Origin of the sequence: Gynuella sunshinyii YC6258 (assembly GCF_000940805.1) — a bacterium.
Lineage (GTDB): Bacteria > Pseudomonadota > Gammaproteobacteria > Pseudomonadales > Natronospirillaceae > Gynuella > Gynuella sunshinyii.
Genome location: NZ_CP007142.1, coordinates 665,526 through 681,636, shown reverse-complemented (window position 1 = coordinate 681,636; position 16,111 = coordinate 665,526). Strand labels below are relative to the sequence as shown.

Genomic DNA, 16,111 nt, shown 5'->3' with positions numbered 1-16,111 from the left:
GTTTTTCTATACCTAACTGAAAATATATATGGTTTGTTCATATTTTGTGCGTGTCGTATCTTGATCATCAGCAGGGCTTATGGACAAAGCCAACAACGCTCTAGAGCTAGAAATTTTAAACCATAATAAACCGCTCAACTGAGACCAGAACCATGCAGACAGCCATTCCCTGCACCATGATGAGAGGCGGAACCTCCCGCGGCCCATACTTCCTCGCCACCGACCTGCCGGCCGACTGGGCCACCCAGGAGCAGGTACTACTGGCCGCGATGGGCTCACCCAACCGTCAGCAAATCGACGGTATCGGTGGCGGCACTTCGCTCACCAGCAAAGCCGCGATTTTGTCCCGTTCCAGCCATCCGGAAGCCGATGTCGACTATCTGTTTGCCCAGGTAAGCATCGACAAGCTGTACGTCGATATCGCCCCGTCCTGCGGCAACATCCTCGCCGGCGTCGGCCCTTTCGCCATTGATGCAGGCCTGGTGAAGCCAGTCGACGACGAAACAGTCGTGAGGGTGCGCAATGTCAACACAGACAAGCTGATCGAGGTCCGCGTAAAAACCCCCAATGGTCAGGTCGAATATGAGGGAGATACCCGCATCGATGGCGTCGAGGGTACTGCAGCGCCAGTGCTGCTGAACTTCCTCGACGTGGCCGGTAGCAAGACCGGCAGCCTGCTGCCTACCGGCAATGTCCTGGACCTCATCGAAGGCGTGCCGGTGACCTGCATCGATGCAGCGGTACCAATGGTGCTCATCGCCGCCCACTCACTTGGTAAAACCGGTGCAGAATCCAAAATCGAGCTCGACGGTGACGCCGAACTGCTGGCGCATATCGAGAAAATCCGCCTGGCGGCATCCTGGAAGATGGGCCTCGGCGATGCCAGCGGCAAGGTGGTGCCGAAGGTCGCTCTGGTGAGCGCTCCTCGTAATGGCGGTACCCTGACGTCGCGCTATTTCGTCCCGGATAATTGCCATGCCAGCCATGCGGTCACTGGTGCCATCTGTGTCAGCACCTCGGTTCTGCTGCCAGGATCAGTGTCGGCACCCCTGGCCAGACAGGTGGGTCCCAATGGTCTGGTGCAGCTCGAACATCCCAGCGGTCAGATCGAAATAATGCTTGATGCTGCCCCCACAGCCCAAGGTATCGAGATCCGCCGCGCCGGCGTCGTCCGCACCGCTCGCAAGCTATTTTGCGGCGAGCTCTATGTACCCAGTTCCATCTGGGCCGGCAACCATTCCAAGGCCTCCTGAGCCCAAAATTTCACACTCGGGTATCCGATTGACAGCTTCAGGGGATACCTTAAAACCACGCCGGACGCCCAACCTCTTATCCGTTCCGGCCATAACAATAAACAATAAGAGATGAGAACGATGAATAACTCTAAAACGACTTTTATTTCCAGCGTTACCCGTTCACTCCGCAATTCAATAACCGCCGTTACCGTTGGTGCCGGGGCTGTCACCCTGGCTCCCGCAGCGCTGGCTGCAGATTTTGCCGGTGACCGTATTGAGATGGTCATGCCCTTCAAGGAAGGTGGCGGCTCCGATACCTGGGGCCGTTTCTACGCTCCGAAGGTTGCAGAGCAGCTGCCGGGCAGCCCGGTCATGGTGGTCAGGAACATTCCCGGCGGCGGCTCCACCAGCGGCGCCAACCAGTTCCAGCTGCGGGCAAAACCGGATGGCCAAGACGTCCTCGCCTCCTCCGCTTCAACAATGTTCCCCTACATCCTCGGCGACAGCCGTGTGCGCTATGACTACAAAGACTGGGCTGCAGTGCTGGCGTCACCCACCGGCGGCGTCGTCTACGTCAGCGCGGACCTGGGTATCGACTCAGTCGCCGATATCGCCAAACTCAAGGGTAAAGACCTGAAGTTCGCCAGCCAGGGCGCCACCAGTATGGACCTGGTGACGCTGCTTGCGCTCGACTTGCTGGACATGGACGTAAAAGCCGTTTTCGGCATGAAAGGCCGTGGCGAAGGCCGACTGGCATTTGAGCGTGGCGAGGTCAATATCGATGCCCAGACAACCTCGGCTTTCATCAAGAAGGTTCAGCCACTGATTGACGAAGGCAAGGCGATTCCACTGTTCAGCTACGGCGTGCTGGGCAAAGACGGCAAAATCAAGCGCGATCCGAACTTCCCGAACCTGCCGGATTTCGTCGAAGCCTACGAGATGGTGCACGGACAGTTACCGGACAGCGATGCGTTCCGCGCCTGGAAAACCTTCTTCATTGCCGGCTATGCGGCGCAGAAAGGCCTGTTCCTGCCCAAGGGCACGCCTGACGACGTGGTGAAAGCCTATAGCGAAGCAGTGGCAAACGTGATCGCCAAACCGGAGTTCGCAAGCGAATCCGAAGACGTGCTCGGCAACTACGAACAGGCCGTCGGCAGCGACGCCCAGATGATGTTCGCCGAAGCGCTGAAGATCGACAAAGCCGCCAGGACCTGGGTCATCAACTGGCTCAATAGCGAATACAGCGCCGGTCTCAAACTCAGCTCCAACTGATTCCGACAGCCACCCCAGCGGACTGCGACAAATCAGGGTCCAGCCCGCATTTTCTCAAGGTGATTGCCATGATTGAAACAATTGCTTCCTCGCTGCTGACCGTGCTCAGCGTCGAGCATATTGCCTACCTGGCCGGCGGCGTCTGCCTCGGCCTGATGATCGGCATTTTCCCCGGCCTCGGCGGCATTGCCGGCCTCTCGCTGCTGCTGCCCTTCCTCTATGGTATGGAGCCGACCTCCGCACTGGCCATGCTGATCGGCCTGGTCGCGGTCATTCCGACTTCCGATACCTTTACTTCGGTACTGATGGGCATTCCCGGCTCCAGCGCCTCACAGGCCACCGTGCTGGACGGTTTTCCAATGGCCAAGCAGGGCCACGCGGCCCGCGCCCTGGGTGCCGCTTTCAGCGCCTCGCTATTGGGCGGCCTGCTCGGTGCTCTGGCACTGACCGCCTTCGTTCTGATCGCCCGCCCGCTGATCCTGGCGTTCGGTTCTGCCGAGCTGTTCATGCTGACGTTACTGGGTCTCAGCATGGTCGGCGTACTCGCCGGCAACAGTCTCGTGAAAGGCATCAGCGCCTGCGGTATCGGGGTACTGCTGGGCAGTCTCGGTGCGGCACCCGCCACCGGCGAATACCGTATGTCCTTTGACAACATTTATCTGATGGACGGCCTTCCGCTCGTTGTCGTCGGTCTAGGTATCTTCGCGATTCCTGAAATCATCGACCTGCTGCGCCAGAATCGCGCCATCAACGAAGCCTCAGAGCTCGGAAGCGGCTGGGTCGACGGCCTGAAAGACGTTATTCGGAACAAGTGGCTGGCCATTCGCTGCGCCATTATCGGCACACTGGTCGGAGCCTTGCCGGGTCTTGGCGGCAGTGTCGTCGACTGGATCGCCTACGGACACGCCGTTCAGACCACCAAGGACAAACCCCGCTTCGGCAACGGCGATGTGCGGGGTGTCATCGCGCCCGAGTCCGCCAACAATGCCAAGGAAGGCGGTAGCCTGGTACCAACACTGCTCTTCGGCATCCCCGGCTCCGGCAGCATGGCGGTTTTCCTCGGTGGTATGGTGCTGATCGGCCTCGAACCTGGTCCCGCCATGGTCGGCGCGGAACTGGGCACCACCTATACCATCATCTGGTCGCTGGCACTGGCCAACGTCATCGGTGCCGGCTCCTGCCTGCTGTTGTCGAAATGGGTTTCGCGCCTGACGCTGATTCCCTACGCGCTGATGGCACCCTTCATGCTGATGGTCATCTGCTTCGCCGCTTTCCAGGCCACCCGCAGCCTCGGCGACCTGGTCTCGTTGCTGGCAATTGGTGTACTCGGCGTACTGATGAAGCGTTTCGACTGGCCGCGCCCGGCCTTCCTCATCGGTTTCGTGCTTTCCGGAGGCATGGAGACATACCTGTACCAGGCCATTCAGTTCGACGGCTGGTCCTTCCTCACCAAACCTGGCGTGATGATCATCGCCTTCATCATCGTACTGTCGGTCTACTTTGCCATTCGCGCCAAACGCAACAGCGGTGACAACAGCCACGAGGATCCGACTTCCGTTGAACCGCCACGCCGTCGTGCGCGCAATCTGAAGCCACAGGCCGCCTTTGCCGCATTGGTCGTTGCCTTCTTCGCCTTCGCGCTCTACGACGCTTTCCAGCACTCGTTCCTTGGCGGCGTCTTCACCGCTGGCATCAGCGGCCTGATGTTGGTGTTGTCACTGACTGTGCTGATCAAGCTGTGGCGCGGCCAGATCGACGACCCTGTCAACTTCGACAACGAGGTTGAAGCCGGCTATGACAGCGACAGTACGGTGGCACGCCTGCCGCACTACCTCTACTGGCTCACCGCGCTGGTGCTGGGTTGCTACCTGTTCGGATACCTGATCGCCATCAGTCTGTTCTTCGTCGTCTTCCTGATGACCAAGGCACGCATCTCGCTGGTCAAAACCCTGTCGCTGACCGGCGCTGCACTGGGCTTCCTCGTGATCCTCGCCCGCATGATGGTACTGGACCTGCCCAGCGGACTGCTGCAGGACCTGGTACACATGCCCTGGCCCCTGAGTTAAGGAGAAACAGATGAACACTCCCAAAGTATTGTTGATGCCGCTGTCGAGCAGTGGCGAAGTATCCGAACGGCTGCAGGGTGCACTGGCGGTGGCAAAGTACTTCGGTGCCCAACTTCAGGTGCTGCATGCCAGCGTTCACCCCAGCCGGTTCGTACCCCATGAAGTGGCGGGCCTGTCACGCCAGTTCATGCAGGAGCTGGAACGGATCGCTGGTACTCAGTCGCGACAAGACGCCGACCAGCTGCGCGGGCTCTTTAAGCAGTTGGCTGATCAAGGAGGCGTCCCGGTCAGGGAAACACCGCTGCCGGACGGCGCTTCCGCCTGCTGGCACGAAGTCGAGGGCCTGCGCAGCGAACTGGTCGCCCGCCGGGGCCGGGTCGCCGACCTGCTGATCATACCGCAGGGCCGGGACGGGGCGATCAGTGCAACACTGGAGGCCGCCATTCTGCAAAGCGGCAGCCCGGTGCTGGTCATGCCGCGGACCCAGACCGTTTTTTGCCCGCATCGTATCGCCATCGCCTGGAACGGCACTCCCGAGGTGTCACGGGCAGTGCGCAGCGCCCTGCCCTTTCTGCATCGTTGCAGTGACGTGCGGATACTGACCCACGAAACCACCTCCGACCGGGTTCCCGGTCCGGAGGCGCTGCAAGTCTATCTGCGCAGCCACAGCATCGACGCGAAACCACAGTGGGTCAAACATCGTCACCGCAACGATGGTGCCGACTTACTCAAGGCAGCCCAAAATGAACATTGCGACCTGATCGTGATGGGTGCTTATAGCCACCACCGGCTGCAGCAACAGGCCTTCGGTGGCGTTACCCGCCGCCTGTTGCAGCACAGCCCCATACCGCTGCTGATGAGTCACTGAACTCCGACGAACAGAGTTTCAGAACCCTTGCAGGAGCCTCGTCCCCGGTGCAAATACCCTTGGTGCCGGACCTGTCCGTCTTGAGGCAGGGCTCCTCCTACAACAACAAACACCAATCGCGACTTGTTCGCAGGTTCCTAAAGCCCACTGGAATGTGCGCGGATTCCGCAGATGGTGTTTTTCCGGGAGACGCTCGATATGGGTATAAACCGCACGTCCTTGGAAGGCATTTTCAAGAAGCCGGAAACGCCCGACTCCTCGATCAGAGAGATATGCTACCGGATGTTGTCCAGGCGACTGGCAAACTCCGTTTCACGCCCCGGATCCAGCCGTCGAAAGCAATGGGGAATATTCAGATGTATCGGCAGGTTCCCGAAGAGGATCTGCCCCATATGATGCGTCCGGTCTGGTGGCGACAGGATGGCCTTTTTGTTTGTAGACAAACGCCCGGCGCTCCTGGTGATAACGACTACCGGAATCATCAAAGATACGCTTCATTTCCTGCAATTCTTCAGCACGATACTGGGTCAACGGTTTGATGGATTCGTCATGCTGTCGTTGCTGTCTTTTGTTACTTAAAAAAGCCGGCAGATCCACCTGTCTGGTCAGCTCCCTGCAGTACACTTTCAAATGGTCATGGAATGCCTGCCATTCTTCCGGGAACACTGTATCCGCCAGGCCGATTTCGAATGCTTCAGCGGCCAGCATCGGCTCACAATCAAGGGTAATTTTCTGTGCCTGGCGATGGCCGACTTTTGCAGGTAGCAGATATGTCCAGTACTCAGACCCATATAACCCCATCCGTTGATAATGAGGATTCAACACCACCCCGTCCCGAATAATGACCTCATCACAGGCCAGAGCGGCAATAACGCCACCGGCTCCGGCATTGTTGCGCAATGCCGCAATGGTCATGTGATCAGGCGAGTCGATAATTTCCAGCACCAGATCATTTATGGCATTGATGTTCTGCCATGATTCCTCAGCCGGATCAGCAGCAGCCTCGATGCAGTTCAGATGAATACCGTTACTCCAGAAATCCTCACCACCCATTAGCACAATGTATTTTGTGTCGGTCTGCTTGATCGATACCAATGCGTTTTTCAAATCATGGCATTGGCGGGTGCTCATCGCGCCATTATAGAAATTGAAATACAGATACGTGACCTCGCCATCCCGTTCACTGTAGATATCCTCAGCCACACAATTACCCGGCTCGGTATTGACTGCCGACCATGCGTGCACCGGTAACAGATGCTGCACCACCTGAGCCGCTGGTAACTTTATGGCCGGGAGCCGCGGATGCTGTTTGCACTTCATCTGCTGGATCCAGACACTGCCAGTTGCGCACGCAAAACAGACCGCGTCTTTGTAAACAGCGATGATGTCGCCAGGATGTCCGGTGTGGGAAGTATCTTCGCTGGCTCCGTATAAATAGACCGGATAATCATAGAGAGAAATCAACACGCCCGGGCTGGTATCTGCTGAATTCATTTTGCGAACCACAACTTCACTGGCATCTGATTGCCAGTCAATGGCGCGGATTTCCCGTTTCATTAATGGCCGGAGCTTGCCTTTGACTTTTGGGTTCGTGTAATCCAGCGGACGTGGATTTATCTGTTGCTGCTCTATGTTCCTCAGCGTGGATTTGATCATATCCACCGCTGCAGAGCTTACCTCGCGCTTATATACACTGAGTTTGGATGCCTCACGCAACGCGAATACCCGGGTATCCCATATGTCCCCAGAATCCATTTCCGCGTCTGCCTGCAATAACGTCACTCCCCATTGCGGCTTGTGTTCGATAATGGCCCAATCAAGAGAGGATGGTCCTCTGTCACCTTCTATGCCGGGATGAATAACCAGACATAAATACTGACGCCAGATATCTTCCGGTATCCTCTGAGTCAGAAATGGACAAATAATAATATCGGGTTCAAATTGCGACACTTGATCGCGCAGTATAATTTCATCAAGGTCGTAATGTTGCTCAACGACATGCCCAAGCAATAACAGCTCTTTAAATACCCTTTGTGTTAAGCCACTGAAAGCAGATGCAAGAATAAGAACTTTCAAATGGGACCCCTCCCTATAATCAACACATGTTTGGCGGTGCTTGCGACATGGAAAATATCTGTTCGGTGACCGCTGAATCATTTATAGCATCGAATGAATGGAAAAGATAAATGCGAAAACACGACCGGGAAGATGAACTTTTGAACGATACAGAGGGGTTGGATTGATTTGTCAGAGCCGCTAACAATGAGAAAGAAAACCGTTAAACAAACGTTACAAATACGAGCCTGAATAATAAACCCGATCTTTATGATAAGGTGCTGATAATGTCCGTTAAGCGAATTTGGCGGCGGCATCCAGCAAGTTAATGAAACTTTCTCTTGTCTTGTAGTTAACAAACGAACATACAAAGAAAAATTTAATTTAACAGCCACAACATTCAAGCAGATCTCTTGACGCTATTCCGTGCCATTTTTTTGTGCAGAAACAAAATGACAATGGATCCGGTCAGGAGACCGTTCATTCCAGGGATCATCAATTAGTGTTAGAAAAGCTCAGTATTCGAGGCTTTTTAAGTGATTGAAAACCTCCACACTTGGTACTAAAGGATGAAACCAAACACGCGGCCACTCTGGATATTTTAATCGCCGGATCGACATGTGATGTTTTGCAACCAGCCGCCAGCATTCCAAAATGGCAAGCGACCAAATCAACAACTCCCTAACCAAGCAGTCTGCTCATAATCCTGGATTGTGTTTGAAATCCCAGGGCCTGGTAAAAAGACTGAGCCCCCTGGTTAAACTCCATTACTTCCAGTCTGATCTCCAGTGCACCCTGACTGATCGCCAGCTGTTCACACTCACTCATCAATTGCTTGCCGATTCCCTGGGAGCGACAGCGCTCATCAACAATCAATGTGCTTACGCGGCAGATGGGTCCGGCGACCAAAAACGGAATTGTCCGGTTATGCTCTATCACTGCAGTCAGAAAACCAACGATATGATTGTCCAGCTCACAGACCAGAAAAATCCTGTTCGTGTCCTGCAGCGCTTTATCAATAAACTCCGCGGCCTCCGGTGATGGAGGCGCAAAAACGTTAGGGGCATGAAGATGATGATATTCGCCGATCTGATGATTCAATGTTACCAACCCATCAAGGTCAGCCGGAGTGGCCTTTCTGATTACCATAATTGAATGATTCCCTGAAAAATTGTTACTGCAAGACTTAGTGTGCTAAATCGGTCTTTTACATGGACACCGCCCATTTGCCAAGTCACCCATCGCTGACAGACGTAATGGCACCGGTACCGCCAACCAGCCTATTGGTGCCTTACTAACTGACCATCATAAACCCTGCTCTTATCTGCTGTCGGCCTCATAGCTCTGTTCACGGGATAACGTCTATACGCATAGCCGGCATTGGTATCTGGAAATTTTCCGGCAGTAATAATGCAAACCACTTATAGTCGATGGGACACATAATCACCGTTCTCTATTTTTGATTCTTGAAACTTTTTCCAATGCTGTTGGCCGAGGTTGACATCAATTGCAATTGTGTGTGTGCTGCTCTGATTGTCTGTCAGGAGGAGGCTGGTACTGTGACAGGTAATCATTCCAAAACGAATACTCAATGGCTGGTAGGTAATCCTTCCCGCCTGGCTCAGATCAGTGCGTTGTGGATCGGCTCTGCCGGATTGTTGATACTCGGCCTGCAGCCTATTTTATTGGGTGCCATGCTGACCGATGGCCGGGTCACTTATGACCAGCTGGCCATCATGGCAACCGTGGAAATTCTGGCAATTGGGATCGGGTCGGTGCTGGCGGCGTTTGCCATTTCCAGCCGTCACCTGCGAATTAAGGCCGCCATACTGGTCATTCTGGTAGCCATCTTTGATTTTGGGATGGCGGTCATGGATGGCGCGATGCCGCTGATTATTCTGCGGGGACTGGCCGGAATACTCGAAGGCGGTATGGTGGCAATTGCGGTGGAACTGATCGCCCGTGCTGTTCATGCCGGTCGTTACGGTGGCTATTTTGTCTCCATGCAAACCATTGCGCAAAGTATTACGGGACTTATTCTGTCGCAATGGGCAATTCCAACGGGCGGTTCCAGAGCCGGATTTATGGTGTTGTCGGTCATCTGCCTGCTGACCCTCATATGCGTGGCGGTGATGCCACGCGAGTACGGCAAAATCCCCTCATCTGCACACCACCAGCCGGGCACCAGCTGGAAGGGACAACCCTTGCTGTCGCTGTTGTGTATCCTGTTTTTCTATATGTTTCTGGGGTCTCTGTGGGCGTTTCTCGAACCCCTGGGACTACAGGCCAACATCCCTGCCACGACTCTCGGCGTCATGGTTTCCGCCAGTCTCGGCATTCAGGTGCTGGCCGCATTGTCCGCCACTGTTGCCGAACGCAAGGTGGATTTTCAGATTCCTCTCGCCATTTGTGCACTGGTGGCAATCGGTGTCTCGCTGGTGCTGGCTACAGCACCCGGCTTAAAGGCTTTCTGGGTTTGCACCGCGCTGATTGGATTTGTGTGGTTGTTTGTCGTGCCGTTTCAGATTCAGCTGACCGTCGCCTGCGATGCCACCCGCAAAACCGCACTGCTGGTCCCGGCCGCCCAGTTATTCGGCGCAGCACTGGGACCCGTCAGCGTGACGCCACTGATCAGTGCCGATAATTTCAAACCGGTGGCCGGGTTTGCGGCCATCTGTGCAGGACTGTCATTCGCAGTCCTGCTGTTGCTGGTATTCCGGCAACGACAACAGCGCCAGCTGTTACCGCAACCGTAACGGTTGAACCGACATCCATATTCACTGAATCTGCAGTTATCAGGAGGGCATAATAATGACAACCACAGCGCTATCTCACTGGCAGAACTGGTCCGGCTACGTATCGGCCAATCCACAAAAGATGCTGCGTCCAGCAGACCAGCCGGCGCTACAGGAATTAATCCGGGAAGCGCCTGCCCCCCTGCGTTTTGTCGGTTCAGGCCATTCCTTTACGCCGCTGGTCGCCAGTAGTGGTTCTATCATTGATTTATCGGCATTTGCCGGCCTGGTGGATCACAATGCCGATGAGATGACCGCCACCATTGGCGCCGCCACCCGGTTATCGGATCTCATGAAACTGCTTCAAGGCATCGGCCAGGGGCTGCCGAATATGGGTGACATCGATAAACAGACCATCGCCGGCGCACTGGGTACCGCGACACATGGCACCGGCATTACCCTCGGGGCCTATCACACCCAGTTACAGGCGATGACGTTTGTGGACGGCCGCGGTGAAGTGCGCGAGTTTATTCAGGGCCGGGATGACGACATGATTCATGCCACCGGTGTCACCCTTGGCGCGTTTGGGGCGCTTACCCGGATCACTATGAAGAATGTGCCCGGTTATCGCCTGCGCCGGCAGCGTCGCCCCATTCCCGTCGCGGAGATGCTGGACAATCTGGAAGCATTGATGAGCGCCCACCGGACTACCGAATTTTTTGTCATTCCCTATTCTGACCATGCCCTGTATGTCAGCAGCGATCTGTCAGATCAGCCGCCGTCAGCACGCCCTGAAGAAGAGGATGAAGACGGTCTGGATACCTTAAAAGCACTGCGTAACTGGTTATCATGGTTTCCCTGGCTGCGCCGAAAACTGATCGGCTCGGCGCTGGCAAAAGTGCCGCTGGAGGATTATGTCCAGGACTGGCTGAATGTCTACGTGACTGACCGCCGGACCCGATTCAACGAAATGGAGTATCACCTGCCATTCGAGGCCGGTGCCAGTGCCCTGCGCGAGTTGATCAAAATGGCCGAGACACAGTTTCCAAACGTTTATTTTCCGTTGGAGGTCCGTGCGGTGGCAGCGGATGATTTCTGGCTCAGCCCATTCTATCAACGACCCACCTGCTCGATTGCCGTGCACCATCTGGCCGGCGAAAATCCACAGCCGTATTTCCATGCCGCTGAAGCAATCTTCCGGCGCTATGACGGCCGGCCACACTGGGGCAAGATGCATAATCTCAACGCCAGCGATTTCGCCCGCCTGTACCCGCGCTGGCAGGATGCCATGGAAGTGCGCCGCAGTATGGATCCGGCAGGCCGCTTCCTGTCGCCTTATCTGCAACAGCTTCTGAGCGCCTGATATGGCCGCACATGACCGTTATTTCAGTGGTCTCGCCGAAGCCCTGGCCCGGGCCGGCATATGGCGTCCGACCCTGCTGATCGACAAAACCCGCATGGACCACAACCTGCAACTGATCAGCCGACAACTGCCATCGCACCTGAGTTTGCGCATCGTCGATAAGTCGCTGGCCTGCCTGCCGCTGTTGGAATATGTCATGCAGGCCGTCGGCAGCCGTAAAATCATGAGCTTTCATTTGCCGGTCACGTTGCAGGTACTGGATCGCTGGCCGGATGCAGACATCCTGTATGGTAAACCCATGCCGGCAAATGCCTTGCGCCAGCTACAGCAAACCTGCCCGGACAGCGTGTTCCGGCGACTGTTGCAGCAAACAACCTGGCTGATCGACAGCGGCGAACGGCTGGGGCAGTATCATGGGCTGGCAGAATCGTTTGGGTGTGATCTGGCATTTGCATTTGAAGTGGATGTTGGCTTGCATCGCGGCGGCTTTGTCTCTCCCGATGCACTGGCCCAGGCCGTCTCTCAGCTGGCAGGCTATGCCCGGCTCCAATGCCGGGGCCTCATGGCTTACGACGCGCAGGTGGCGGAAATTCCGGCCGTGTTTGGAGGACCGGCCAAAGAACTGCGCAACAGCCAACAAAAGCTAAGCGCCTTTCAGAATTGCCTGCCGGAAACCAGCCGCGAAATCATCAATACTGGCGGCAGTAAGACTATTCTCTCCTATTCGGCGGATACGCCGGCCAATGAAATATCGGTGGGCTCCGCTTTTTTACAGCCCACGGATTTTGATCTGCCGGCGTTAACCGCACTCAAACCGGCGCTGTACCTCGCCACGCCGGTACTGAAAACCGTCAACGCAACCCTGCCAGGGCCATCGTGGTTAACCCACCTGCTACAACAGTTCAGGGTCTTCCCGCGGCAAGGCTGTTTTATCTATGGCGGCAAATGGATGGCTGAACCGGTCTCACCTGTCGGCTTGAAAACCAACAGTTTGTGGGGCGAGTCGTCCAATCAGCAGTTTATGGCACTGCCCGACAACCATACGGTGCAACCGGACGACATGGTGTTTCTGCGTCCTACCCAGAGTGAAGCGGTGTTGCAATATTTCGGTGATATCGCCATCTGTCAGAACAACACCATTGTGGAGTACTGGCCGGTACTGCCTACCGTATGAGCATCTTAAACACCACTCATACCGGGCCGATGTTTTCCTCCTCGACATTAAATACCCGATTCAAATCCACTTTCCGGTGCTCCCAGAAATCCAGATTCAAACTGTACTCGATATCATGCAGATGCTGACTCATGCACTGGACAGCTGAGTGGCTGTTACCACTTTCAAGGGTTTTAAGAATGCTGTTGTGCTCATCACAACCACACTGAGGATTATTGTGTTTCTGATAGAGCGAGATAATCAGTGAGCTGCGGGTTATCAGATTCTTCAACATATCCACCAGTACCGGATTACCGGACAATCTCGCCAGCAACAAATGAAAGTCTCCGGATTCACGGATAATGTCCTCGCGTCGCCCGCGCATAATGGCTTTCTGCTCCTGCTGTATTTGCTTTTTCAGCAGAGTCACGTCCATTTTGCGCAGTCTCTGCACCAGCATTTCGATAATGCCCCGCTCCAGAATCGTCCGCGCCATAAAAATATTACGCGCTTCTTCAACCGATGGCTGGGCAATGCTGGCACCTTTGTTTGTTTCTATCGTCACAATATGACGAAGGGCCAGCCGTTGTAAGGCGGCACGGACATGATTGCGATTGGCGTTGAGATTATTGACCAGTTGCGCTTCCACCAACCGGGTACCGGGTGGTAATCGCTGTTCCGCTACCGCCTGTGTGATTGAATCAGTGATGCGTTGAATTTCCAGTTCTTTTTTTGACAAACCCATAGCTGCCATCCTGCTCATCAAAATATTGTTAACAATCTCAAACCAAAGAGCGTCTGTTTGCGAAAGTGAAAAAGCTTCCGCAGCGCACCAAAAAGAAACAACCGCAAACACTTACGTGCATAACAGATGCAGAAATGCCGAATAAAAGTTCAAAACAGGCACTTAAAAAGCTGAACTGCAAATATGGCACCGCAGTTGCAATTTATCGAATCAGGATTGTTAGCAATGTTATGAGACATTTATGAAAGGCGCAGTTGAACTCATCAAACTCAGTAAATCTTATGATGATCATGTCGCGGTCAAAGACATTGATCTGCGCATTCCGGCAGGTAGTTATTGCTGTCTGCTCGGACCCAGTGGATGCGGCAAAAGCACTACTTTGCGCATGATTGCCGGCCATGAGGATGTCACTGACGGCGATATTTTATTGAATAACCGCAACGTGACAGATCTGCCACCGAGAAAACGTGGCACGGCGATGATGTTTCAGAATTATGCGTTATTTCCTCACATGACGTGTGTTGACAACGTGGCTTATGGGTTGAAAGTTTCCGGAGTCAATAAAGCAGAACGACACGCATCTGCGATGGACATGCTGTCATTGGTCAACATGGTGGATCATGCCGGAAAATTACCATCACAACTGTCAGGTGGACAACAGCAGCGGGTGGCCCTGGCAAGGGCTCTTATTTGCAAACCGGATGTCGTGTTGCTGGATGAACCGTTATCTGCACTGGACCCGTTCCTACGCATACAAATGCGCAAAGAACTTAAACAACTGCAAAAAACATTGGGGCTGACGTTTATCCATGTAACGCACTCACAGGAAGAGGCGTTTGCACTGGCCGATATGGCTGTCGTCATGGATAACGGCATCATTCAGCAACAGGGACACCCCAGAGAAATCTTCGAAAAACCCAACTCAGCGTTTGTCGCTGACTTTATCGGTGGTCATAACGTTCTCTCAGCCGATGTACTCGACAACGCTGATATAAAACAGCCATTTTCCGTACGTGCAGACCAGATATCCATCTCCGCCTTTCACAGTCGTCCGGACGAAGATACTTATTACACTTACGGAAAAATTATCGATATTGAATTTCAGGCACAGTTTTACTTTATCGAGACTCTGCTCGATAGCGGTGAAAAGGTGATCTGTTATATCGCTGAAGAAAAAATGGATGAGCAGGTCATCACGCCCGCAAAAAAAGTAATGCTGAGCTGGAAGCAAAAACACATCAATTTATTTGCCTCTTTCTGACTGATCAACGGAGTACCGCCATGAATGAAAAAGACAGCAATCCTAAAACCTCCACGGAAACCAAAACCGGCGTCACCCGCCGGGATCTCATCAAAGGCGTTGCCGGCGCCTCAGCCGTTGCCCTCGGCAGTGGAGCCATTACCGGGTTTCCAATGGTCTGGGCACAGAACATCAAGAACATTACCCTGCGACAGTTCGGCACCGGTGTTTCCAATCTCAATGCCATCGCCGAAAAATGCAAAGAGGATCTCGGATTCAATCTGCAATTAACCTCACTGGATTCCGACAGTGTCACTCAGCGTGCGGTCACCCAGCCAAAATCTTACGACATCGCCGATATCGAATACTGGATCTGTAAAAAGGTTTTTCCATCGGGTGTCATGCAACCACTGGATGTCAGCCGGTTGAAAAACTACGACAAAATATCTCCCCTGTTTATCAATGGTAAGCTCACACCGGACTCTACGATTGCCCAGGGTACCGCACCGCATACCGTCGGTTTTGTCGAAGAAAAAGGCTCCAAAAACTTTGCTAAATCCCCGACCAACTGGATGACGTTGATCCCCACAATCTACAACGCCGATACCTTGGGTGTTCGTCCGGACCTGGTCGGCCGCCCCATTACCCAGTGGTCCGACATCATGGATCCGGCTTTTAAAGGCAAGACTTCGATTCTGAATATTCCGGCTATCGGCATCATGGATGCCGCCATGATTTGTGAATCCATGGGGGTGATCAAGTACGGCGATAAAGGCAACATGACCCGCCAGGAAATCGATACCACCATGAAAGTACTGATGGATGCCAAACGCGCAGGACAATTCCGCGCCTTCTGGAAAAGCTTTGATGAGTCCGTCAACCTGATGGCATCCGGTGAAGTGGTGATCCAGAGCATGTGGTCTCCGGCAGTTGCTGCTGTGCGCAGTCGTGGCATTCCTTGTGTCTATCAGCCATTAAAAGAAGGCTACCGCGCATGGGGTGGCGGTCTTGGCCTGGCTTCGCATTTGAGTGGTCTGGAACTGGATGCCGCGTATGAATATATCGACTGGTATTTATCCGGTTGGGTAGGTGCTTATCTGAACCGTCAGGGCTATTACAGCGCCGCGCCGGAAACCTCCAAAGCATTCATGAGTGACGACGAATGGGGCTTCTGGATCGAAGGCAAAGAGGCCAAAGGCGATATTCTGAGCCCATCTGGTGATGTTATGGAAAAAGCGGGTGCCACACGCGATGGCGGTTCTTATTGGGATCGCATGGGAAAAGTGGCGTGCTGGAACTCGGTGATGGATGAAAACAAATACATGGTTCGCAAGTGGAACGAATTTATTGTTTCGTAATCCGCGACCTCTGACCGACCA

The 16,111-nt window shown here is 54.2% G+C and carries 12 protein-coding genes; 9 read left to right on the top strand and 3 right to left on the bottom strand.

The features are described from left to right. Positions 1-152 precede the first annotated feature (152 nt). From YC6258_RS03045 to YC6258_RS03030, 4 genes are all read left to right on the top strand, one after another. Complete coding sequence (locus YC6258_RS03045) at positions 153-1,253, top strand: 4-oxalomesaconate tautomerase (protein ID WP_044615743.1); 1,101 nt, start codon at positions 153-155, stop codon at positions 1,251-1,253. A gap of 120 nt (positions 1,254-1,373) precedes the next feature. Then, positions 1,374-2,507: a tripartite tricarboxylate transporter substrate-binding protein gene (locus tag YC6258_RS03040; RefSeq protein WP_044615742.1), complete on the top strand. Its 1,134-nt coding sequence runs from the start codon at positions 1,374-1,376 to the stop codon at positions 2,505-2,507. A 68-nt stretch (positions 2,508-2,575) separates the two neighbouring features. After that, on the top strand, positions 2,576-4,573 hold the full coding sequence (locus tag YC6258_RS03035) for a tripartite tricarboxylate transporter permease (protein ID WP_044615741.1): 1,998 nt from the start codon (positions 2,576-2,578) through the stop codon (positions 4,571-4,573). A gap of 10 nt (positions 4,574-4,583) precedes the next feature. After that, on the top strand, positions 4,584-5,441 hold the full coding sequence (locus YC6258_RS03030) for a universal stress protein (RefSeq protein WP_044615740.1): 858 nt from the start codon (positions 4,584-4,586) through the stop codon (positions 5,439-5,441). Between the two features lie 312 nt (positions 5,442-5,753). On the opposite strand, the gene YC6258_RS03025 is transcribed toward YC6258_RS03030, so the two are convergent. Together YC6258_RS03025 and YC6258_RS03020 are read right to left on the bottom strand one after the other, a co-directional pair. Next, positions 5,754-7,517, bottom strand: coding sequence for an enoyl-CoA hydratase-related protein (locus tag YC6258_RS03025; RefSeq protein WP_044615739.1), 1,764 nt, complete (start codon positions 7,515-7,517; stop codon positions 5,754-5,756). 660 nt (positions 7,518-8,177) lie between these two features. Further along, positions 8,178-8,645: a GNAT family N-acetyltransferase gene (locus YC6258_RS03020; protein WP_044615738.1), complete on the bottom strand. Its 468-nt coding sequence runs from the start codon at positions 8,643-8,645 to the stop codon at positions 8,178-8,180. A 410-nt stretch (positions 8,646-9,055) separates the two neighbouring features. Between YC6258_RS03020 and YC6258_RS03015 the strand changes: the two genes are divergently transcribed. Genes YC6258_RS03015 through YC6258_RS03005 form a run of 3 tightly spaced genes read left to right on the top strand, consistent with a single transcriptional unit; the run spans position 9,056 to position 12,768 of the window. Continuing rightward, the gene (locus YC6258_RS03015) at positions 9,056-10,252 is read left to right on the top strand and encodes an MFS transporter (protein WP_044619680.1); all 1,197 of its coding nucleotides are present in this window, start codon (positions 9,056-9,058) and stop codon (positions 10,250-10,252) included. Positions 10,253-10,307: 55 nt separating this feature from the next. Beyond that, positions 10,308-11,594, top strand: a complete 1,287-nt coding sequence (locus YC6258_RS03010; protein ID WP_044615737.1) for a D-arabinono-1,4-lactone oxidase — start codon at positions 10,308-10,310, stop codon at positions 11,592-11,594. Position 11,595: 1 nt separating this feature from the next. Continuing rightward, positions 11,596-12,768, top strand: a complete 1,173-nt coding sequence (locus YC6258_RS03005) for an alanine racemase (RefSeq protein WP_044615736.1) — start codon at positions 11,596-11,598, stop codon at positions 12,766-12,768. 16 nt (positions 12,769-12,784) lie between these two features. Here the strand turns inward: YC6258_RS03005 and YC6258_RS03000 are convergent, their stop codons facing one another. Beyond that, a complete protein-coding gene (locus tag YC6258_RS03000) occupies positions 12,785-13,492 on the bottom strand; it encodes a GntR family transcriptional regulator (RefSeq protein WP_052830020.1) in 708 nt (235 codons plus the stop codon). Positions 13,493-13,733: 241 nt separating this feature from the next. Here YC6258_RS03000 and YC6258_RS02995 point away from each other — a divergent pair, with 241 nt between their 5' ends. Further along, positions 13,734-14,753, top strand: a complete 1,020-nt coding sequence (locus YC6258_RS02995; protein WP_044615734.1) for an ABC transporter ATP-binding protein — start codon at positions 13,734-13,736, stop codon at positions 14,751-14,753. Between the two features lie 20 nt (positions 14,754-14,773). Beyond that, a complete protein-coding gene (locus YC6258_RS02990; protein ID WP_044615733.1) occupies positions 14,774-16,090 on the top strand; it encodes an ABC transporter substrate-binding protein in 1,317 nt (438 codons plus the stop codon). Positions 16,091-16,111 lie beyond the last annotated feature (21 nt).